Genomic DNA, 19818 nt, shown 5'->3' with positions numbered 1-19818 from the left:
GAGGGTTATCCACAGCCTGGAACTCTAGGTGGCATGAGCGTCGCTCATCGTGAACGCTAGGTGCCATGAACCAGATCACGGTCCAGCGTCGCCGTCTCGTCTCCCTGTTCTCGCTCTACCTCGTGCCCGAGGTGGCGGCCATGGTGCTCGCCCTCGCCCGCCCCGGCCTGCTGTTGCGCAGAGGCGGGCCTCCCGCGGTCTGGCTCGGCGGTTCCTCCGGTGATCCGCCGGTGTGGCGCGGGCGCGCGCTGCAACTGCTCGCCGTGGTCGACTTCGCGGCCCTGCCGAGGGTCGGCGGCTTTCCGTTCCGGAGGCAGGCGGCGTTCTTCTGCGCCGGGGCGGCGGCGCGTCCCTGGGGAGACGTCCCGGACGAGCGCGAGGCGTGGCGCGTGCGGTCGCACGGGGCTCCGCACCCATCGGGACGGCCGAGAGGGGTCGTTCCGTTCCTCTCGCTGCCGTCACCGGCGGAACCGGTCGTCCGGCGGCTGGAGGCGGTGTGCGCCGGTTTCCTCGCCGTCTACGAGAACCTGTACACGGCCTGGTCGCAGTACGTGTGGCCGGCGAACGCGCCACGGCACCAGCTCGGCGGCTGGCCGGTCACCCTGAGCGGCCCGTTGCGTCCGGCGGCGCCCGCGCGGAGCGGGCCCCCGTCGGACGACGACCAGTGGCGGCTCGTCGTCCAGCTCGACGGCGATCCGGAACTGGGCTGGCACTGGGGTGATCCGGGACGGGTCTTCTTCACCGTGCGTCCGCGCGGCACACTCGGCAACGCCTGGCTCACCGCGCAGGTCCGCGCACCCGCGCCGGACTGGAGCAACACCGACCCCGGCTGGAGGATGGACCGATGAGCGGCTGTGTGTTCTGTGCGGTCATCGCGGGGGAGCGCCCCGCCCACGTCGTCCTGGACGAGCCCGACGCGTTCGCGTTCCTGGACGTGCGCCCCCTCTTCAAGGGGCACACGCTCCTGGTGCCCCGCGCCCACGTCGAGACGTTGCCCGACCTCCCGCCGTACCAGGTCGGCCCGCTCTTCCGCCGCGCGCAGGACCTGGCGACGGCGATGGAGTCGGCCCTCGACGCCGCCGGGTCCTTCGTCGCCCTGAACAACCGCATCAGCCAGAGCGTCCCGCACCTGCACGTCCACATCGTCCCGCGCAACCCCAAGGACGGCCTCCGCGGCTTCTTCTGGCCCCGCACCAGGTACGCCTCGGACACCGAGGCCGCCGACTACGCCACCCGCCTCCGCCACGCCCTGGAAGGGGGTTAGAGGGGGATGGTGGCGAACGTGGTGAAGGGGGTGGGGTCGGGGGTCGCGGGGGCGGGCGGTGTGTGGTGGGTGTGGAGGTCGCGTTCGGCGGCGTCGAGGGCCGTGCTGAGGATGTACTGGTGGAGGGTCCAGCCGAGGAGGGCGGCGGCTTCGTGGAGGAGCTGGAGTTGCTCGGGCGTCGGATGGAGGGTCAGGCGGGGGGCGGGAACCGACTCGCGCATGGCCGGTCTCCTTCCTTGCTGGGCCTCAAAATACGACGGGCCGCGCAGCGCTGGAATCCCCGAAATGTCGCCAGTGGGCTGATTCGATGGAAACGTCGGGAAATGGGATAGTGGCACCCGGATCGCGGGAGGGGGGCGCGGGTGCAGGACGGGGTTCCCGCCATCAGCGTGCGCGGTGTCCGCCGGTCCTTCGGGGCGGTGCGGGCGCTCGACGGCGTCGATCTCGACGTGCGCGCGGGCGAGTTCTTCTCGGTGCTCGGGCCGTCCGGATGCGGGAAGACCACGCTGCTGCGCGTCATCGGCGGCTTGGAGACCGCCGACGCCGGAACGGTCGCATTGCACGGTGCCGACGTCGCGGCGGTGCCCGCCGAGCGCCGTGACGTGAACACGGTCTTCCAGTCCTACGCGCTCTTCCCGCACATGAGCGTGTTCGACAACGTCGCGTTCGGGCTGCGCCGCCGAGGGGTCGGACGCGCCGAGGTCGGTGCGCGGGTGCGGGCCATGTTGGAGCTGGTCGAGCTGGCGGGCCGCGAACGCGACCGGCCGCACACCCTGTCGGGCGGACAGCGGCAGCGCGTCGCCCTGGCTCGCGCGCTGGTGAACCGGCCCCGGGCGCTGCTGCTCGACGAGCCGCTCGCCGCGCTCGACGCGAGACTCCGGCAGGCGATGCAGGCCGAGCTGAAACGCGTCCAGCGCGAGGTCGGCGTCGCGTTCGTCCACGTCACCCACGACCAGGCCGAGGCGCTGGCCCTGTCCGACCGCGTCGCCGTCCTCAACGAGGGGCGCGTCGAGCAGATCGGCACGCCGCGTGAGGTCTACGAGCGTCCCGCGACCCGGTTCGTCGCCGGGTTCGTCGGCACGTCCAACCTCATCGCCGGGGTCGCCGAAGCCCCGGCCGGAGGCGGCCCGGCCCTGCTGCGCTTCGGTGACGCGGGTCATGTCCTGGTGCCCGGCGCCCTCGGCGGCCCGCTGGAGGTCGCCGTGCGGCCGGAGAGGGTCCGCATGACGCGTCACCGCCCGGACGCGTCCGTGTGCGCCCTGCGCGGCACGGTCACCGACGTCGCCTACCGGGGCGCGTCCACCACCTACCGCGTCACCACGCCCGCCGCCGACCTGCACGTCTACGCCCAGAACACCGCACCCGCGCCTTTCCCCACCGATCCCGGCGCTGCTGAGGGCACTCCGCCCGACGGCGAGAGTTCCGCACGCGAAAGCCCGAGCGTGCAGCCCGGGGCTGCACGCCCTGAGTCTGGGAGTGCGGGCATGCCGCCCGCGCCCGGGAGCCCTGGGCTTGATGTGGGAGGGCCGCCGGGAGCCGGAGGTTCCGCGCGTAGAGGTGCGAGCGGACCGAGGGAGGCCGCGGGTCTCGCGCGCGAGAGCCTGCGCGGGTCGGGCGAGGTCGAGGGTTCCGTGTTCGGTGCGGGTGGGTGGGGCGGCGGCGAGGATTCTGCGTCTGGTGTGGGTGGGTCTTCGGGGGGCGGGGGCACTGTGCCGGGAGTTGTGAGTGCGCCCGGCGGGGGTGGGGGTTTCCGGGGTGACGTTGGGGATTCCGGTGCCGGGGCTGTAGGTGGGGGAGAGGCGTTGGTTGAGGGGCGGGTTGGGGACGTGGTTTGGGTTGTGTGGGAGGCGCGGGATTCGCTGGTGCTCGGGGTGGTGTCGTGAGGCGGCGCGGGTTTCTGATGGCGGCGGGGGCGGGGCTGCTCGCCGGGGCGTGCGGCATCGAGGGGCGGGGGACGCCCGACGACGCGCGGTACTGGGAGGGCAAGCGGCGCAATGGGCGGCTGAGCTGGGCCAACTGGCCCGGGTACATGCAGGAGGACCGCGCCACGCTCAAGGCGTTCGAGCAGGACACCGGCATCCGGGTCGAGTACAAGGAGGTCATCGAGGAGAACGGGCCCTGGTTCGGGCGCATCCAGGCGCCGCTGGCGGCCGGGCAGCCGATCGGGTTCGACCTCATGGTGATGACCAACGGCGTCCACCTGGAGAAGGCGCGGCGGCTCGGCTACCTCGCCCCGCTCGACCACGGACGGCTGCCGAACTTCGCCGCGAACTCCGGGCTGAAGAACCCCACCTACGACCCGGGCAACAAGTACACCGTCCCGTTCGTGTCCGGCATCACGGGCATCGCGTACAACAAGCGGCACGTCAAGGGTCCGGTCACGAGCATCGAGCAGCTCTTCGACCCGCGCTACAAGGGCCGCGTCGGCATGATGGCCGACCCGCAGGAACTCGGGAACCTCGGCCTGCTCGCGCTCGGCGTCGACCCGGAGAAGTCCACCCCGGACGACTGGCGCCGCGCCGCCGCGCGCCTGCGCGCGCAACGCGACGGCGGCATCGTCCGCAAGTACTACACGCAGGACTACATCGACGCCGTCAGCAAGGGCGAGGTGTGGCTGACGATGGCGTGGTCGGGCGACGCGTTCACGATGGCCGGTCCCGACGTGGCGTTCGTCGTCCCCGAGGAGGGCGGCACGCTGTGGACCGACAACCTGTGCATCCCCAGAACGGCCCGCAACCCCGTCGACGCGCTCGCCCTCATGGACTGGCTGTACGAGCCGCGCAACAACGCGCTGCTCACCGAGTACATCAACTACATCTCCCCGGTCCCGGCGACGAAGGCGCTCGTCGCCGCCGACGCGGCCGGCGCGGCGGGCCGCGAACGCAAGGACCTGCAACGCCTGGCGCGCAGCCCGCTGGTGTTCCCCGAACCGCACGAACTGGAGCGCCTCAGCTACTTCCGCCGCCTCGACCAGGACGAGGAACCGGTGTTCCAGCGGACGTTCGAGCCCATCGCCCGTGGCGCGTAGATCCCGGACGCCCGGCCGCGCGGCCCCGTACTGGCTGGTGCTCCCGGCCGGCCTGTGGCTGGCCGCGTTCTTCCTGGTGCCGCTGGCGTCGATGGCGTCGCTGTCGCTCCAGTCGGGCGACCTCGTCGACGGGTTCGAGCAGACCTTCCGCTGGCAGAACTACCGCGACGGCCTGGACGTCTACGGCCCGGTCCTCGGCCGCTCGCTCGGCTACGGCCTGGCCGCGACGCTGCTGTGCGCGCTGCTGGCGTATCCGGCCGCGTACTGGATCGCGTTCCACGGCGGGCGGCGCCGCCAGTGGTACCTGTTCCTGATCGTGTCGCCGTACTTCGTCTCTTTCGTGCTGCGCACGATCGCCTGGCGGCAGCTCCTCACCGACGAGGGCCCGCTGCTGGGCCCGCTGAAGGACGCCGGGCTGCTGGACGCGGGCTTCCGCGTCCTCGACACGAGCGGCGCCGTCATCGCCGGGCTGGCCTACAACTTCCTGCCGTTCATGGTGCTGCCCGTCTACGTCGCGCTGGCCCGGGTCGGCCGCGAGCTGCCTGAGGCCGCCCGCGACCTGTACGCGTCGCGGACGCAGGCGTTCCTGCGGGTCGTGCTGCCGCTGTCGGCGCCGGGCGTCTTCGCGGGCGTGGTGCTGACGTTCGTGCCGATGTCGGCCGACTACGTCAACGCCGAGGTGCTGGGCGGCCCCGGCGACACGATGATCGGCAGCGTGGTGCGGGCCGAGTACTTCGACAACAGCGCCTACCCGGCCGCGTCGGCGCTGTCGTTCACGCTGATGGCGGTGCTGCTGCTGGCGGTGCTCGGCTACGCCCGCGCGTTCGGCGCGCGACGCGTCCTGGGGGAGCCGTGATCGGGCGCCTGTACACGTGGGCCCTCGTCGGCTGGCTGCTGCTGCCGGTCGCGGTCATGGCCGTGTTCGGGTTCAACGACGCGGACCCCCGGCGGAACGTCCGGTGGGACGGCTTCACCCTGCACTGGTACGCGCACCTGCTCGACCGCCCCGACCTCACCCGCGCGCTGCTGAACTCGCTGGCGATCGCGCTGGTCAGCGCGGCCGTCGCGACCGTCCTCGGGACGCTCGCGGGCCTCGCGCTCGGCCGCCACCGGTTCCGCGGGCGGGGGTCGGCGAACGTGCTGGTCCTCATGACGATCGCGTGCCCGGAACTGGTGCTGGGCGCGGCGCTGCTGTCGCTGTTCGTGACGCTGAACGTGCCGCGCGGGTTCGGGACGGTCGTCGCCGCGCACGTCATGGTCGCGCTCGGGTTCGTCGCGGTGACGGTCCGGGCCCGCGTCGGCGCGCTGGACCCGGCGGTGGAGGAGGCGGCCCGCGACCTCGGCGCGGGACCGTGGACGCGGTTCCGCCTCATCACGCTGCCGTTGATCGCCCCCGGCGCGGTGGCGGGCGCGCTGCTGGCGTTCACGCTGTCGATCGACGACTTCGTCCTGACGGGCTTCACGGCGGGCTCGACGGTGACGTTCCCGCTGTGGGTGTACGGGTCGCTGCGCACGGGCGTCCCGCCGCAGGTCAACGCGCTCGGCACGCTGCTGTTCGCGGCGGGCGTGCTGGTCGCGGCGCTGTCGGCGCGGAGCCGCCGTGCCTCCTGAGCCCGCCGTCTTCTGGGAGCGCGACGTCGCCCCGCGCGACCCCGAACCGCCCTACACCGGTCGGGGAACGTGTGACCTGGCGATCGTCGGCGGCGGCTACACGGGCCTGTGGACGGCGATCCGCGCCCGGGAACGCGACCCGTCCCTGGACGTCGTGCTGCTGGAGCGCGGACGGCTGGGCGGCGCGGCGTCCGGCCGCAACGCGGGCTTCTGCGCGGCGACGCTGACGCACGGCGTCCGCAACGGCGCGGCCCGCTGGTGGGACCAGATGCTCGAACTCGAACGCCTCGGCCACGAGAACCTGCTGGCGATCGCCGCGACGCTGCGCCGGTACGGCGTGGACGCGGGCTGGGAGCTGACCGGCTCGCTGCGCGTCGCCACGGCGCCCTGGCAGCTCGACGTCCTGCGCGAGGACGCGGAGACGGCGTTCGAGCTGGGCTGGCAGCCCGCCGTCCTCGGCGCGGCCGGGACGCGCCGCCAGGCCGCCTCGCCGCGCTTCCTAGGCGGCGTGTGGGACCGCGAGGACACCGCGCTCGTCCACCCCGTCCGGCTCCTGCACGGCCTGGCGGCCATCGCCCGCGCGCTAGGCGTGCGCATGTACGAGAACACCACCGTCACCGCCCTCGACCGAGACACGACCCCCGCACGCGGTCCTCGCGGGGATGCGGGTCGTGCGGGCGATGCCGCCGCAGCGCACGGGGAGGTGGCCGACCTCGACCGGGACGCGAGCCGCAGGCACGGCGCCGCCGCGCCGCGTGGTTCTCATGGGGACGTGAGGCCCGCGGACGATGCCGCAGCGTGTGGCGCGTCCGGGGAGGGGGCCGGCTTCGAGCGGGATGCGAGCCCCGCGCACGGTCTTCGCGGGGACGCGAGTTCCGGAGCGTGTGGGGAAGGGGTCGGGTTGGGCCGGGATGCGCGTCGTGGGCGTGGGGGCGCTGGGGTGGTGTTGCGGGTCGGAGAGGGGGTTTTGCGGGCTCGGTGTGTCGTGGTGGCTACGGGGGCCGTGGATTCGCTGGTGCGGGGGCGGGTGACGGTTGCCGTGCATGATCGTGTGCTCGTCACCGAGCCGCTCGGTGCGGCGCAGCGGGCGGAGGTGGGGTGGGTGCACCGGCAGGGGGTCGCCGACGTCGCGCACCTGTTCCACTACGCGCGCCTGACGCCGGACGACCGCGTGCTGTGGGGCGGCTCGGAGGCGGCGTCCAAGCCGCGCACCGACGGGAGGCTGGAGGCCGCGTTCCGGGCCACGTTCCCGCAACTGGAGGACGTCGCGGTCACCCACGCGTGGAGCGGCGCCGTGGACACCAGCGCCCGGTTCACCGCGAGCACGACGACCGCCCTCGGCGGCGCCGTCGCCCGCGTCGCCGGGCACACGGGCCTCGGCGTCGCCGCGTCCCGGTTCGCCGCCGACGTCGCCCTTGACCGGCTCGGCGTCGCCCCCGACGCGGAGACCGATGCCCGCGCCCGCCTGGACGCCGTGCGCGAGGAACCCGTCCGGTATCCGCCCGAGCCGCTGCGCACCCCGCTGCTGGCCCTGGCGCGCCGCGCGCTGGCCCGCGCCGACCGCGACGGCCGTCCGGGCCTCCTGCTGCGCGCGATGGAGCGCCGCGGGCTGGGCTTCGGGTCGTGAGGGCCTAGTCGGGCGAGCCGTCCTGCGCGCCGAAGATCACCGAGGAGACCTCCAGGTAGAGCTGCTCCGGATACGGCATGAAGTTGACCTTGTTGAACTGCTGCTTCTGGCCGCCGGTCTCCAGGATGAACTCGCCGTAGCCCAGCGTGCGGCCCAGGAGCGAGCGCTCCAGCGTGATGTCGGTGACCTTGCCGAGCGGCATCATGCCGACGTCGCGGTTGAAGACCCCCCGGATCACCATGACGCGGTGCTCGGTGACCAGGAAGAACTCGATCGACCAGACGAGGATGCGCCACAGCAGGTAGCCGAGCGCGGCCAGCCACAGCAGCCACACGAGCCAGAAGCCGGTGACGACGCCCGCGACCGCGCACAGCACGAGGCCGACGACGGCGACGGCGAGCGCGGGCAGCAGCACCGCCGGATGCTTGCGCACGGCGATGACGCGGCCCTCGTAGGACATCAGGTACTTGTCCACCGAACGCGACGCCGAGTCGCGGTGGACCATCATGTCTTGCAGATTCACGGTCGCGGCACCTTCGTCAAGATCCGGCCTTCACCGTAGCCGACCGTGCCCTTGTGCGGCTGCGGACCGGACCGGAAGATGAGCGGATGGACACGGACACGCGGGGCGCGCGCGGGACGGCCGGATCGTTCGTGCCCGACGTCACCGGACGGCCCGTCTGGCGGCTGCTGCTGCGCGGGCTCGGCGTCTACCTGCCGGGGTGGACGCTGCCGCGCGGCGCGCAGCCGGTGCCCGGCGGCGGCGCGGGGCCGCCGGCGTTCCTCACCCCGAGCGGCTTCGGGCTGCACCTGCGCGACCGGGCGCGGGGCCTGGAACCCGACCGCGAGATCTACGTCCGGGGCCGCGCCGACCCGAGCTTCGGCATCGTCCTGGCCGGACCGGCGCAGGCCGTCGGCACCCGCGTGGTGGACGCGGCGGCGCTGGTCCGGTTCGCGCGCCGGATCACGTTCGAGGAGCTGACCGTCGAGGGCGACCCCGCGTCGGTGCCGTACGCGGCGCGGGCGGCGCGGTCGGTGCGCAACGTCGTGCTGCTGGACCGCGCGGCGGGCGTGGGCCTGTGCGCCGAGGCCGACCCCGGCACCGGGACGGTGACGTCGCCGGTGTTCGTCCGCCTCGGACCGCCGCACGAGCGGACGGTCCGCGCCTACGCGCCCGATCCGGCACCCCAGGCCGTCAGGTCCCAGAACTGATGCGGCGGGAGCCGCCGCAGCCGCAGCGCGGCGGCGGACGGGTCCCAGAAGACCTCGTCGCTCTCCAGTTCCAGGGCCTGGTCGGGCGTCAGGACGGCGCACAGCAGCTCGTCGCGGGTCCGGACGGTCAGCAGCGGCCCGATCTGCGCGACGGCGCCGCTGGTCTCGTGCAGGGTGCGCAGCAGTGACTTGAGGGCGGCCTCGTCCTCGGGGGCGCGCACGGGTGCGACGCCGGGCGGCAGCGGGGCGCGGGCGAGGCCGCGTCCGCCGGAGGCCAGGTCGGTGCCGGTGGAGATGAGCAGGGCGGTGAACGCGCCGCCGAGGTCCTCGACGCGGCGTCCGCCGAGGAAGTAGCGGTGCCGGTCGGGTCCGTCGCCGGTGCGGAACCGGATGTCGAGGCGGCTGGCGCGGACGGCGCGTTCGTAGACCTCGGGGAGGACGTCCGCGAGCTGGTCGTCGCGCGTCCACAGCCGCCCGACGGCGCGGACGGCGGGGCCCTCGCCGGGTGGACGCCCGGCGAGCGCGGTGGCGACGGCGCCGTCGAGGTCGCCCTCCGCGAGGCGGAGCAGTTCCCCGACGACGTCCTCGACGTCCTCCAGCGTGCGGGTGAGGGCGCGCTGGAGTTCGAGCATCTCGGCGCCGCTGCGCTCCAGGTCGGTGAGGCGGCCGAGGGCGTCGTCGACCTTGCCCTCGGTGACGGCGGCGGCGGCGGAGTCGGACGCGCGGACCGTTCCCTCGATCTCGGCGAGCTTGCGGCGCAGCGCGGCGAGCGTGACGCGCTGCTGTTCGAGGTCGTGCAGCCGCCCGGCCTGGGCGCGGACGTACTCGTCGGCGCGGTGCACGACGGTGGCCAGCTCGTCGACGTGCCCGGTGGTGTCGCGCATCCGCGCGTCGAGTGCGGGCAGGACGTCCTGCTTGACGCGCGACAGCTCGGCGGTGAGCTGTTCCCCGACGGTGACGAGGACGTTGTTCTGCCGGACGACCTGATCGTTCAGTTCGTCGATGCGGCGCACGAACGCGCGCTGCTGTGCCCGGCTGCGCCGGCCCGCGTACAGTTCGAGCGCCCCGACCGCGACGCACATCACCACCAGGATGACGGTCGTCATGCCACTCCCTCGCCGCGAGTTCTGGTCGCGACCATAACTTACGATCACCGGAGCGGACCGGTACTTACGTAACCGCCTGAAATCAGTGACCACCCGGTCCGATAAGGCGTTGTTCCCGAAAAATCAGTCACATCCCTCGAACTGGGGAACGGTCGTGGTGACCTTCAGGCCGACCGGCCCGAACCAGGTGCGGAGCAGCTTCGCGGCGGTGCCGTCCTGGTACATCGTCGTGATGGCCTTGTTGACGGCTTCGCAGCCCGCCACGTCGTCGCGGGCGATGCCGACGCCGTAGGGCTCGTCGGAGATCGGCGCGTTGACGATCCGCAGCGGCTCGCCGCCCTTCTTCGCGGCCTCGGCCGCGAGCCCGGCCAGGATGAGGTCGTCGGTGGAGACCGCGTCCAGCTCGCCGCCCTGGAGCTTGGCCAGGCACCCCGCGTACCCGTCGGCCTTCACCGACTGCGCCGCGACGCCGCGCTCGCGGGTGACGCGCGGGAACGACACCGACCCCGGCACCTCGCAGAGCCGCTTGCCGCGCAGGTCGCGCACGTTCCGCACGGAGGTGTCCGCGCGGCGCACCAGGATGTCCTGGTGCGCGACGTAGTACGGCCCGGCGAACGCCACCCGCGTCTTGCGCTCGGGGGTGATCGAGTAGCTGGCGACGATGAGGTCGACGGCGCCGGACGTCAGCCGGTCCTCGCGCGTCGCCGAGGTGATCGGCTCGAACCGCACCCGGTCCGCCGCGACGCCGAGCCGCCGGGCGATCTCCTTGGCGATCTCGACGTCGAAGCCCGCGTAGGTGCCGCCGGTCCGCAGCGCGAGGCCCGGCTGGTCGCGGTTGACGCCGATGACCAGTTCGTCCTTGCCGGTGACGGAAGCGGCGTCGGCGCCCGCGATGCCGCACCCGGCGGCGCCGAGGGCGGCCGCCGCGAGGACGGCGGCGAGACGGCGGGGGATCGAGGGGTTCACCGGTACTCCGCGAGTCGGGGGCGTACGCCCAGCAGGACGAGGACGATCACGGCCAGGCCGGCGGCGGGCAGCCCGTACTCCCAGTACCGGCTGCCGTCCTCGCCGTCGCGGATCGCGTCGTCGAAGACGTCCTGGTGCAGCGCCGCGAGCCGGACGAGCGAGGCGTCGTAGGCGGCGAAGCCGCGCGCCTCACCGAGCCGGGCGGCGACGGCGCGGCCCCGCTCGCCCGCGCCGGTGAGCTGCCGGAGCCGCCGGTCGTCGGCCTGGAAGGCGCGGTAGCCGACGACGACCCGCGCCAGCGCCGCCCGCTGCCCGGGGATGCCCTGGCGGCCCGCCTCGACGCCGAGGAAGCCGAGGTAGCGGCCGTTGCCGGACTGCCGCTGCACAGCGTCGTTATAGGCGGCGAGGTTCCCGGCCCGCAGGTACAGCACCGACTGGGACTTGCTGAAGAACACCTGCTCGTAGGTGTCGGCGCGGCCGGGGTCGAGCAGGTAGCGGGTCTGGTCGGCGTACGCGCTGTTGCTGATGGCCCGGGTGCGCGACAGCGCGAGGATGGAGTCGAACCCGTCCTCCTTGGCGGTGCGCAGCCGTTCGGCCTGGCCGAGCAGCATGACGGTCGACAGCCCCGTCAGCCCGACGACGAGCAGCGTCGCCAGGGCCAGCGCCGGGTTGAGCAGGCGCCGGAACCGGACGGTCAGGAACACCTGCAACGCGACGAGCAGCGCCAGCAGCAGCACGCCGGTGACGACGACCGCGACCGTCCCGGCCCGCACCGCCGACCGCCGGTCCTCGTAGGTGTGCCGCACGAGCGTGCCGTTGTCGAGCGTCAGGTTGTACGCCTTGGGCAGCAGGTCCAGCTTCATCAGGTCGGTGGCCTGCCGGTACACGGCGGTGACGCGCGCGGACGGCGGCCCGGCGGCGTGCGCGTCCTGCTGGTCGAGCAGCAGAGCCTGGGAGGCGAGCCGCTCGTAGCGGCCGAGGCCGCTGAGCAGGTCGCGGGCGGTCTCCTCCTCCGAGCGCTCGTCGGCGAGCCGCGCGGCCGTCAGAAGCGCCGCCCCGGCGCGGGCCCGGTTGGCGTCGTAGCGGGCGATCGCGTCGGCGCGGCGGACGCCGAGGTCTTCGGCGCGGCCGATGAGCAGGGCGCTGGCGAGCTGGGCGTCCATGTCGGTGAGCTGGAAGTACAGGTCGCCGGTCGCGACGACCTGCGGGCCCGCGTCACGGCCGATGACGCGGACGCCGTCGCGGGCGTCCGCGACGGCCGCCCAGGTGACGGCGAGCGTGGCGGCGAGCGCGACGACGACGGCGGCGGCCAGCGCGCGGACCCGTCCGGCGGCCGTGCGCGGCAGCGCCCGCCGCACGCCGCGCCGCCCGGGTGCGGGCGGGGCGGGGGCCTGCTGCATGACGGTCAACGGTCCTCCCGCAGCGTGATCGTGGTCCAGGCGCCGACGTGGATGCGGTCGCCGTCGCCGACGGGCGTCTCCACGTTGGGCGCGATCGGGTCGGCGGCGCCGTTCAGGCAGGTGCCGTTGGTGGAGCCGGGGTCGACGAGCGCCCAGCCGTCCGCGCGGGGGAGCAGGACGGCGTGCAGCCCGGAGACGCCGGGGTCGCCGGGCGGATCGCGCAGGTCGATCTCGGGCGGGTCGCCGGCCGATCCGCGCCGCCCGATCCGGACCTGCGCACCGGACAGCCGGACCTCGCGGCGCGGCGCGTCCGGCGGGAAGGCCAGGCCGCCCGCGTCGGGGCCGTTCCCGGCGACGACGGTGGCGAAGTAGTCGCGGTCGGCGGCGATGACGGCGACCCAGCCGCCGGACGGCGCGGCCTGCGGGGTGGGGCGCCCGCCGCCGGTGGCGAAGTCGTAGCCGCACTCCTCGCAGAACCGGTCGTGCGCGGGCGTGCCGCAGTCGGGGCAGGACCGCTCGGCGGGCGCCGCGGGCGCGGCGGCGCCGATCTGCTCACCGCACACGTCGCAGTAGTCGGAGGTGCCGGACGTGTGCCCGGCGGGACAGGTCGGCATGTCAGCCCTCGCGCCGGCGGGTCCGGACGGTCTTGGTCGACCGGGTGTCGAGCGACATCTCGTCGGCCTTGGCCACGTCGCGGCGCAGCCGGACGGTGCCGGTGGCGGCGTCCTCGACGTCGACGACCTTGCGCAGCAGCGCGGTGATCGGGTCGTTGCCCGCCTCGTCCGCGAGCTGCACGGCGCGGCCGAGGCGCGCGGTGGCGGCGTCCAGGTCGCCGTCCTTGCGCGCCTGGAGACCCTGCTGGATCGCGTCGGCCAGCTCGGCCTGCCCGGTGTAGTGGGCGACGCGGGCGTTGATGCGGGTGGACCGCGCCTCGTCGTCGGTCCACGCCGCCAGGACGTTCGCGGTGGCGAGCACCCGCTCCTCCTCGCCCGCCGCGCCGGGCACGACGAGCTTCACCCACGCCGCGCGCAGCTCCTTGCCGACACCGGCGGACGGCACCTCGACGCACAGGTGGTAGTCGCGGCTCTCCGCGCCCCACGCGCCGAGCGGGTAGTCGCCCGCCTGCGGGCCGCCCTCGGCGCGGCGGCCGGTGAGGTCCTGCACCGCCGGCGCGACCTGCTTGACGAACCGCACCGTCGCGTTCTGCGGCGTCCACACGCGCAGCGCCACGTCCGCGACCGCCTTGCCCATCGCCGCCTCGGTCATCGCCCGGAAGTCGGTGACCAGGTCCTCGGGGTCGGCGACGATGTCGACGCCGCCGAGCAGCGCCGTCGACACCTTGCGCAGCTCGGCGACGTCCCAGTCGGTGCCGACGCCCCGGCAGTCCGCGACGAACCGGCCCGCGCAGCGGAACAGGACGGCGTCCAGCTCCTCGTCGGTCTCGTGCTGGTTCTTGCCGTCGGTGAGCACGATCGCGTGCCGGATGCCGTCCTGGTGGGCGTCGAACAGCTCGTCGGCCAGCCGCAGCCACGACCCGATCGCGGTGCCGCCCGCCGCCTGCACCTTGAGCAGCGCCGCCTTGGCGGCGGCGCGGTGCTCGGCGTCGGCCGGGACGAGCCGCTTGTCGCGCGGGTAGACCATCCGGGCCGTGTTGGCTCCGGCGACGATCGCGAAGTGCACCCCGTCGCGGAGCGTGTCCACGGCCGTCTGCGCGGCCGTGACCGCCGAGCGCAGCTTGCTCTCGGGGTAGGTCATCGACCCCGACGCGTCGAGGACGATCACCTCGGCGGCCGCCGCGGGCGCCGCCGCGACCGGCGCGCCGGTCGCCTCCACCGAGACGATCGCGTGCACCAGCGTCCCGTCCTCGGGCAGGTACTTGTTCTGGTCGACGCCCAGCGTGAACCGGGGCTCCTCGGTCATGGCCGCACTCCGTTCGTGGCGGTGACGGGCAGCAGCGTCACGGTGATGTTGTCGCGGCCGCCGGCCTCCAGGGCGTGCCCGACCAGGGCACGGGCGGCGTCCAGCGGCGTCGCGGGCGACCCGGCGGCGGCGCGCAGCGCGGCGGCGTCGGGCAGGTAGTTCCACAGGCCGTCGCTGCACACCACGACCGTGCCGGGACGGTCCACGCTGAACGTGCGGACGTGCGGCTCGACCTCGTCGGCGTCGGCGCCGAGCCACGCCGTGATGACGTGCGCGTTCGGGTGCGCCTCGGCCTCGGCCTCGCTCAGCGCGCCGCGCGCGACCATCAGCGCCGCCCACGAGTCGTCGTCGGTGAGCTGCCGGGAACCGGTCAGCGCGCTGGTGTCCTCGGTGTCCTCCGGGTCGCGCGGCGGCGGCTCGGACGCGGCGACCCAGTAGACGCGGCTGTCCCCGACCCAGCCCACCGTCACCTGGCCGGGCGACGCCACCGCCGACACGTACGTGCACGACGGCGCGTCCGCCGGGGACGGCGCCAGCGCCGCGACGGCGCGGGCCGCGTGCAGCGCCGCCGCGCGGGTCGCGGCGGCCGGGTCGTCCCCGGCGGCCAGGCGGTCGCGCAGCGCGGCCGCCCCGGCCTCGGCGGCGGCGCGGGACGCGGCGTCCGGATGCGGCGACGAGCCGACGCCGTCGCACACGACCCCGATCAGGTGCGGGGAGCAGGCCGCCAGCGCCAGATAGTCCTCGTTGCGGGGATAGCGGCGGCCCCGGTCGCTGACGCCGACGGCGGCCTGGCCGGGCAGCTCGATCTCCAGGTGGTCGCGCTCGGCGGGCTGCTTGAGGCCGCAGTGGCCGCAGTAGCCCTCGTCGTCCACGGCGGGCTCGCCGCAGTGCGCGCACGCCCGTGCGGGCGGCCCGGCGGCGGGCGGCGGGGCGGGCGGGGAGTCGCCGAGCCGGTGCCCGCACGCCTCGCAGAAGTCCTCGCCGGGGTACACGACCTCGCCGCAGGCGGGACAGGCCGCCTCGGCCGTCTGCACGGTGCTCATCCTCGTGTCTCCCGTCACAGCAGGGTCCTCGGGCGGACCGCGTTGGCGGCGTCGATGAGACGCCGCCGGTCCTCCCGGTCCCGGGCGTGCCGGGCCAGCGACCGGTAGGTGGCTTCGAGCCGGGCGCGCAGCGGGCCCTCGTCGAGGGGGACGCCGAACAGCGCGCCGCCGTTCGCGCCCGCGCCGCCGTGGCGCACCCAGCCGAGCGCGGCCTCCAGCACCTCGGCGGCCAGCCGGTCGCGGCGGCGCTCGTCCACGTCTAGGCGGGACAGCCGCTCCCCGGCGGCGAGCAGGTCGGCGGCGACCAGGTCGCCGCCGGGACGGCCGCGCACGGCGGTCGCGACGGCGGCGGCCTGCGCGGGCACGCGGCGCACCGACGCGGGCGGGACGGCGTCCAGCACCGCGATGGCCGACGAGCGGTCGCCCGCCGCCGCGTACACGCGGGCCAGGCCGAACGCCGCGTTGATGTGGCCGGGATCGGTGCGCCACACCAGGTCGTACAGGCGGGCCGCGTCGCGCGGCGCGGTCTGCTCCCGGCAGTACGCGAGCGCCAGCTTGGGGGCGGCCTCGCCGGGCAGCAGCCCGTAGAGCCGGTCGAAGCGGGCGTCGGCGTCGGCGACGCGGCCATCGGACAGCAGCGCGACGGCGCGGAACCACTCGACGCGCCAGTCGCCGGGCAGCTCGGCCTCGACCTCGTCCAGCAGCGTCCACGCCGACGCCGGGTCGCCCAGCTCGATCCGGACGCGGGCCAGCGTCAGCCGCGACTCGGGCGTCTGCCGGGGCAGGCCCGCGACGGCGCCCGCGATCTGCTCGGGCGGCAGCGAGGTCAGGCCCGCGAGGAACCCGGCGGCCGGGTCGGCGCCGTCGGCGAGCGGGACGGGCAGCGCGGCGGCGGCGTCGGCGGGGGCGACCGGGGGCAGCACCGGGCCCTTGTCCTCGTCGTCGGCGCCCTGCGTGCCCGGCGCGGACCGCTCGGGGCCGAACAGGCCCGAGGGGGAGGGGCGGGGGCGTCCGTCCTCGGCCGACAGGACCTCGCGCAGCACGCCGGTGAGCTGCTCGGCCATCTCGGCGGCGTCCTGGAAGCGGACGGCCGGGTCGCGGTGGGTGGCGCGGCGCAGGAACCGGTCGAACGACTCGTGCCGCGCCAGCACGGGGATCTCCTCGCGCGGCGGCAGGTCGGTCGCGTAGCGGCCGGTGTAGCCCCGGAACGGGAAGCTCAGCACGGCCAGCGTGCGGCCGACCGTGTACAGGTCGGAGGTGACAGACGGGCCCAGTTCGGAGATCTCGGGCGCCTGGTAGCCGACCGTGCCGTAGATCGCGGAGTCGTGGTCGTCGGTGCGGCGCACGCCGCCGAGGTCGATGAGCTGGAGCTGCTCCTCGGACTGGATGACGTTGTCGGGCTTGAAGTCGCAGTACAGCAGGCCCTGCGCGTGCAGGTAGCCGAACGCCTGGAGGACCTCCAGCGCGTAGGCGATCGACTGGGCGAGCGGCAGCGCCTCGGCGCCCGTCTCGCGGGCCGCCGACAGGATCTCTTTCAGCGACCGGCCGCCGACGTACTCCATGACGATGTAGCCGTCGCCGGTGTGCTGCACGAAGTTGTAGATCTTGACGATGTTGGGGTGCGACACCTCTGCGAGGAACGCGCGCTCGGCCGCGGCGGCGGCCATCGCGTCGGCGTCGCCGGTGTCCAGCAGGCCCTTGAGGACCACCCAGCGGTCGCTGACGTTGCGGTCCTTGGCGAGGTAGATCCAGCCGAGCCCGCCGTGCGCGAGGCAGCCGAGCACCTCGTACTGGCCGCCGACCAGGTCGCCCGCCGCGAGCTTGGGCGTGAACGAGAACGCGGTGCCGCAGCGCGGGCAGTACCCCTCGGTGCGGCCGGGACGGTCACCGCGCCCGCGTCCCACCTTCTCGCCGCATTTCGAGCAGAACCGCTTGTTCTCGGCGACCTTCGCGTCGGGCAGCAGCGCCGTCGACGGGTCGCGGTAGGGGACGCGCGGCACCTCGACCAGGCCCGCGCCGAGCATCCCGCGCCGCCCGGAGGACCGCGCCGAGCCGGTCCGCGTGCTCCCCGTCCGGACGCTGCCGGTCGCGTGGCTGCCGTACGAGCCGCCGCGCCCGGACACCACTGTCGCGGCGGCCGGGTGGCTGCGCGGCGCGGGCGTCCGCGTCGTCGGCGGCGCCCCCGCCCCGGGCGGCATCCCGCACCGGTCGCAGTACCCGTCGTGGACGTGCCCGCCGCACCCGGGCTGCGTGCACCGCGCGGGGACCGGCGGTGCGGCCGGGCCGGACGCCCCCTGCGGCGCGGACGGCTGAGGCGCGGACTGCGGGGCGGAGGGCGGCATGCCGCAGATGTCGCAGTAACCCTCGCGGACGTGGCCGCCGCAGCCGGGGCGGGTGCAGCGTGGCGGGCCGGACGGTGCGGAGCGGGTCGTCGGCGGGGCGGCGGGCGTCGACGGCGCGGTGAACGGGGTCGACGGGGGCATGCCGCACAGGTCGCAGTAGCCGTCGCGGACCGTGCCGGAGCAGCCGGGCCGGGCGCAGCGTGGCGGGCCGGACGGGGCGGAGCGCGTCGTGGGGGGAACGGCGGGCGGCATGCCGCATACGACGCAGTACCCGGCCTGGACGGTTCCGGAGCAGCCCGGGGCGGTACAGCGGATCAACGGTCCGGTCCTTTCGGGCGCGCGGCGCGGGCCTGCCGGTTCAGGGCCGCCCCGCAGCGGGCGTCGGACCGTCCGCGCGGCCCCGTGCGGCCGGGCAGGGCACGGGCGTCACACAACGGCACACCCCCGGTCGGCCTGGCAGTCGAGATCATTTCCCCTGGTTCAGGGAGTTTAGGGGGATCAGTCTCGCGCAGGGGGACCGGTCCGCTCAAGAGGCCGATGACCTGCCCGCAACCCCCTCGAAAATGTCAGTGTTCGAACATACAATCGAACCATGGCGAACGTTGCGATGCACCCCGACCGCGCCACCGACTCCGCGCTCACCGCCGCCGAGATCGCCTCGCTGGCGCTCTCGCTGGCCCACCTCGGCGCCGGCCCGCAGGCCGCGACCGCGCGCCGCGCCCTGAAGTCCCTGCTCGACGTCGAGGTCCACGACGACGTCGTCGCCGGCACCCTCGCCACCCTCACCGAGTCCCTCGACGCCGCCACCGCCGACCGCGCCCGCGTCGTCGCGGCGGCCATCACCGAGCACCGCGTCGTCCGGCTCTGCTACGGCGACGCCGCCGCCAACGTCACGATCCGCGAGGTCGAGCCCGTCACGTGCCTGGTCCACCGCGACCACTGGTACCTGGTCGGCTGGTGCCGGATGCGGCGCGGCGTCCGCGCCTTCCGGTTCGACCGCATCCTCGCCGTCGAGTCCACCGGCCTCCCGGCGCGGCCCCGCCGCGCCGACCGTTACCTCCCCTTCCAACGCCGCACGAAGGCGGCCTAAGAGCGGCGCCCCCGCCGGTCGCTCAGGGGAAGGAGCGGCGCAGGCGGCGGGTGCCCGTCGTCAGGCCCCGGCCGAGCCGCCCCAGCGGTGTCCGGCCGGGGTCGGACGACCGCCGTGGGCCGCGTCGTGGGCCGCCGTAGGATGACGCGTGATGAGCCGCACCGAGGACGTTCTCGCGCATCTCCAGCGGCTCGGCATGTCCGGCTACGAGGCCAAGGCGTACGTCGCGCTCGTGGCGGCGGGGCGGCCCGTCAACGGGTACGAGGTCGCCAAGCGGTCGGGGGTGCCGCGCAGCACCGTCTACGAGACGCTGGGCAAGCTCGTCACACGCGGGGCCGCGTTCGAGCTGCGCGGCGCGGGCGACGCCACCGACTACCTGCCGCTGCCGCCGGACGCGCTGCTCGACCGGCTGCGCCGCGAGTTCGACGGCTCGGTCGGCGTGCTGCGCGAGGCGCTGCCCGCCGTCGCCGCCGCCCCCGAACCGCACATGATCCACAACCTGCGCGACGGCGCCGCGCTGCTCGCCCGCGCGGGCGACGTCCTGGCCGGGGCGCGCCGCGACCTGTTCCTGTCGCTGTGGCCGCAGGAGGCCGGGCGGCTCGGCGCCGACGTGCGCGCCGCCGCCGGACGCGGCGTGGACGTCTCGCTCATGACGTTCGGCGCGGGCGGCGGCGACCTGCCCGGCGACGTCCACGAGCACCGGTACTCGGCGCCCGAGGCCGTCCTCCAGGACCTCGGCTACCGGTTGATCGTCGTGGTGGGGGACCGGCGCGAGGCGGTCGTCGGCGGGTTCGGCGACGACGGCGTCGCGTGGGGCATCTACACGGCCGACCCGGCGGTGGCGCTGATGGCGGCGGAGTACGTCCGGCAGGACATCGCGCTCCAGATCCTCGCCGAGCGGGTCGGCGCGGCGGAGCTGAACCGGCTGTTCGCGACCGACCCGGGTCTGCTGCGCCTGCTCGGCCGGCGCCCGGCGCAGTGACCGCTGCGCCGGATGTGTTCCTGCGTGGCGGCTGTTGTGAATGTTGCACCCGGGTGATGCTCTTCGTCCGAATCGAGACCGGTGACGCAGCGTGAGAATGGGCCGCTGAGCTGGGCGTGTGAGTTTCCGTCGGCGGAATGTTTTCGTCGTCAATCGGCGCCCCATGGGTATCGACAAATAGTAGCCACAGCGGTTGACTCGGTCTGTGGCGAACGACACAATCTGAC

At 74.7% G+C, this 19818-nt stretch carries 20 protein-coding genes; 11 read left to right on the top strand and 9 right to left on the bottom strand.

What is annotated here, in order from left to right; translation table 11 throughout:
- The first annotated feature begins 65 nt into the window (after positions 1 to 65).
- Both C229_RS0111645 and C229_RS0111640 read left to right on the top strand, forming a co-directional pair.
- Complete coding sequence (locus tag C229_RS0111645; RefSeq protein WP_018655256.1) at positions 66 to 848, top strand: DUF1963 domain-containing protein; 783 nt, start codon at positions 66 to 68, stop codon at positions 846 to 848.
- Positions 845 to 1264 carry an HIT family protein gene (locus tag C229_RS0111640; protein WP_026313679.1) on the top strand — a complete coding sequence of 140 codons (420 nt, stop codon included), beginning with the start codon at positions 845 to 847 and terminating at the stop codon, positions 1262 to 1264. Before C229_RS0111645 ends, C229_RS0111640 begins: the two co-directional genes overlap by 4 nt.
- Here the strand turns inward: C229_RS0111640 and C229_RS0111635 are convergent.
- Positions 1261 to 1485, bottom strand: a complete 225-nt coding sequence (locus tag C229_RS0111635; protein ID WP_018655254.1) for a type II toxin -antitoxin system TacA 1-like antitoxin — start codon at positions 1483 to 1485, stop codon at positions 1261 to 1263. The genes C229_RS0111640 and C229_RS0111635 overlap by 4 nt on opposite strands.
- A gap of 141 nt (positions 1486 to 1626) precedes the next feature.
- Here C229_RS0111635 and C229_RS30280 point away from each other — a divergent pair, with 141 nt between their 5' ends.
- Genes C229_RS30280 through C229_RS32790 form a run of 5 tightly spaced genes read left to right on the top strand, consistent with a single transcriptional unit; the run spans position 1627 to position 7530 of the window.
- Positions 1627 to 3147, top strand: a complete 1521-nt coding sequence (locus C229_RS30280) for an ATP-binding cassette domain-containing protein (protein ID WP_018655253.1) — start codon at positions 1627 to 1629, stop codon at positions 3145 to 3147.
- Entirely contained in the window at positions 3144 to 4292 is a 1149-nt protein-coding gene (locus tag C229_RS30275) for a polyamine ABC transporter substrate-binding protein (protein ID WP_051108939.1), read from the top strand. The genes C229_RS30280 and C229_RS30275 overlap by 4 nt, the downstream gene beginning before the upstream one ends.
- A complete protein-coding gene (locus C229_RS0111620; RefSeq protein ID WP_018655251.1) occupies positions 4282 to 5148 on the top strand; it encodes an ABC transporter permease in 867 nt (288 codons plus the stop codon). The genes C229_RS30275 and C229_RS0111620 overlap by 11 nt, the downstream gene beginning before the upstream one ends.
- Entirely contained in the window at positions 5145 to 5903 is a 759-nt protein-coding gene (locus C229_RS0111615; protein WP_018655250.1) for an ABC transporter permease, read from the top strand. The genes C229_RS0111620 and C229_RS0111615 overlap by 4 nt, the downstream gene beginning before the upstream one ends.
- Positions 5893 to 7530, top strand: coding sequence for an NAD(P)/FAD-dependent oxidoreductase (locus C229_RS32790; RefSeq protein ID WP_018655249.1), 1638 nt, complete (start codon positions 5893 to 5895; stop codon positions 7528 to 7530). The genes C229_RS0111615 and C229_RS32790 overlap by 11 nt, the downstream gene beginning before the upstream one ends.
- 4 nt (positions 7531 to 7534) lie before the next feature.
- Here the strand turns inward: C229_RS32790 and C229_RS0111605 are convergent, their stop codons facing one another.
- The gene (locus tag C229_RS0111605; protein WP_026313678.1) at positions 7535 to 8053 is read right to left on the bottom strand and encodes a PH domain-containing protein; all 519 of its coding nucleotides are present in this window, start codon (positions 8051 to 8053) and stop codon (positions 7535 to 7537) included.
- A gap of 86 nt (positions 8054 to 8139) precedes the next feature.
- Between C229_RS0111605 and C229_RS0111600 the strand changes: the two genes are divergently transcribed.
- Complete coding sequence (locus C229_RS0111600) at positions 8140 to 8742, top strand: hypothetical protein (protein WP_018655247.1); 603 nt, start codon at positions 8140 to 8142, stop codon at positions 8740 to 8742.
- Here the strand turns inward: C229_RS0111600 and C229_RS0111595 are convergent.
- From C229_RS0111595 to C229_RS0111565, 7 genes are all read right to left on the bottom strand, one after another.
- Positions 8697 to 9848, bottom strand: coding sequence for a hypothetical protein (locus tag C229_RS0111595; RefSeq protein WP_018655246.1), 1152 nt, complete (start codon positions 9846 to 9848; stop codon positions 8697 to 8699). The two genes, C229_RS0111600 and C229_RS0111595, sit on opposite strands and share 46 nt — an antisense overlap.
- A 123-nt stretch (positions 9849 to 9971) precedes the next feature.
- Positions 9972 to 10814 carry a glutamate ABC transporter substrate-binding protein gene (locus C229_RS0111590; protein WP_018655245.1) on the bottom strand — a complete coding sequence of 281 codons (843 nt, stop codon included), beginning with the start codon at positions 10812 to 10814 and terminating at the stop codon, positions 9972 to 9974.
- The gene (locus C229_RS0111585; protein WP_018655244.1) at positions 10811 to 12214 is read right to left on the bottom strand and encodes a hypothetical protein; all 1404 of its coding nucleotides are present in this window, start codon (positions 12212 to 12214) and stop codon (positions 10811 to 10813) included. Before C229_RS0111585 ends, C229_RS0111590 begins: the two co-directional genes overlap by 4 nt.
- A 5-nt stretch (positions 12215 to 12219) precedes the next feature.
- On the bottom strand, positions 12220 to 12828 hold the full coding sequence (locus C229_RS0111580; protein ID WP_018655243.1) for an FHA domain-containing protein: 609 nt from the start codon (positions 12826 to 12828) through the stop codon (positions 12220 to 12222).
- Position 12829: 1 nt separating this feature from the next.
- Positions 12830 to 14134: a vWA domain-containing protein gene (locus C229_RS0111575; RefSeq protein ID WP_018655242.1), complete on the bottom strand. Its 1305-nt coding sequence runs from the start codon at positions 14132 to 14134 to the stop codon at positions 12830 to 12832.
- Positions 14131 to 15177, bottom strand: a complete 1047-nt coding sequence (locus C229_RS0111570) for a protein phosphatase 2C domain-containing protein (RefSeq protein ID WP_018655241.1) — start codon at positions 15175 to 15177, stop codon at positions 14131 to 14133. The genes C229_RS0111575 and C229_RS0111570 overlap by 4 nt, the downstream gene beginning before the upstream one ends.
- A gap of 14 nt (positions 15178 to 15191) precedes the next feature.
- Complete coding sequence (locus tag C229_RS0111565; protein ID WP_018655240.1) at positions 15192 to 17201, bottom strand: serine/threonine-protein kinase; 2010 nt, start codon at positions 17199 to 17201, stop codon at positions 15192 to 15194.
- Positions 17202 to 17238: 37 nt separating this feature from the next.
- Here C229_RS0111565 and C229_RS35320 point away from each other — a divergent pair, with 37 nt between their 5' ends.
- From C229_RS35320 to C229_RS0111545, 3 genes are all read left to right on the top strand, one after another.
- On the top strand, positions 17239 to 17490 hold the full coding sequence (locus tag C229_RS35320; RefSeq protein ID WP_018655239.1) for a hypothetical protein: 252 nt from the start codon (positions 17239 to 17241) through the stop codon (positions 17488 to 17490).
- 621 nt (positions 17491 to 18111) lie between these two features.
- A complete protein-coding gene (locus C229_RS0111550) occupies positions 18112 to 18609 on the top strand; it encodes a helix-turn-helix transcriptional regulator (RefSeq protein WP_051108938.1) in 498 nt (165 codons plus the stop codon).
- Positions 18610 to 18760: 151 nt separating this feature from the next.
- Positions 18761 to 19591, top strand: a complete 831-nt coding sequence (locus C229_RS0111545; protein WP_018655236.1) for a TrmB family transcriptional regulator — start codon at positions 18761 to 18763, stop codon at positions 19589 to 19591.
- Positions 19592 to 19818 lie beyond the last annotated feature (227 nt).

Source organism: Actinomadura flavalba DSM 45200 (assembly GCF_000374305.1).
Classification (GTDB): domain Bacteria; phylum Actinomycetota; class Actinomycetes; order Streptosporangiales; family Streptosporangiaceae; genus Spirillospora; species Spirillospora flavalba.
Note: the sequence above shows the minus strand (reverse complement) of the source record. Positions and strands in the feature narration are given on the sequence as shown.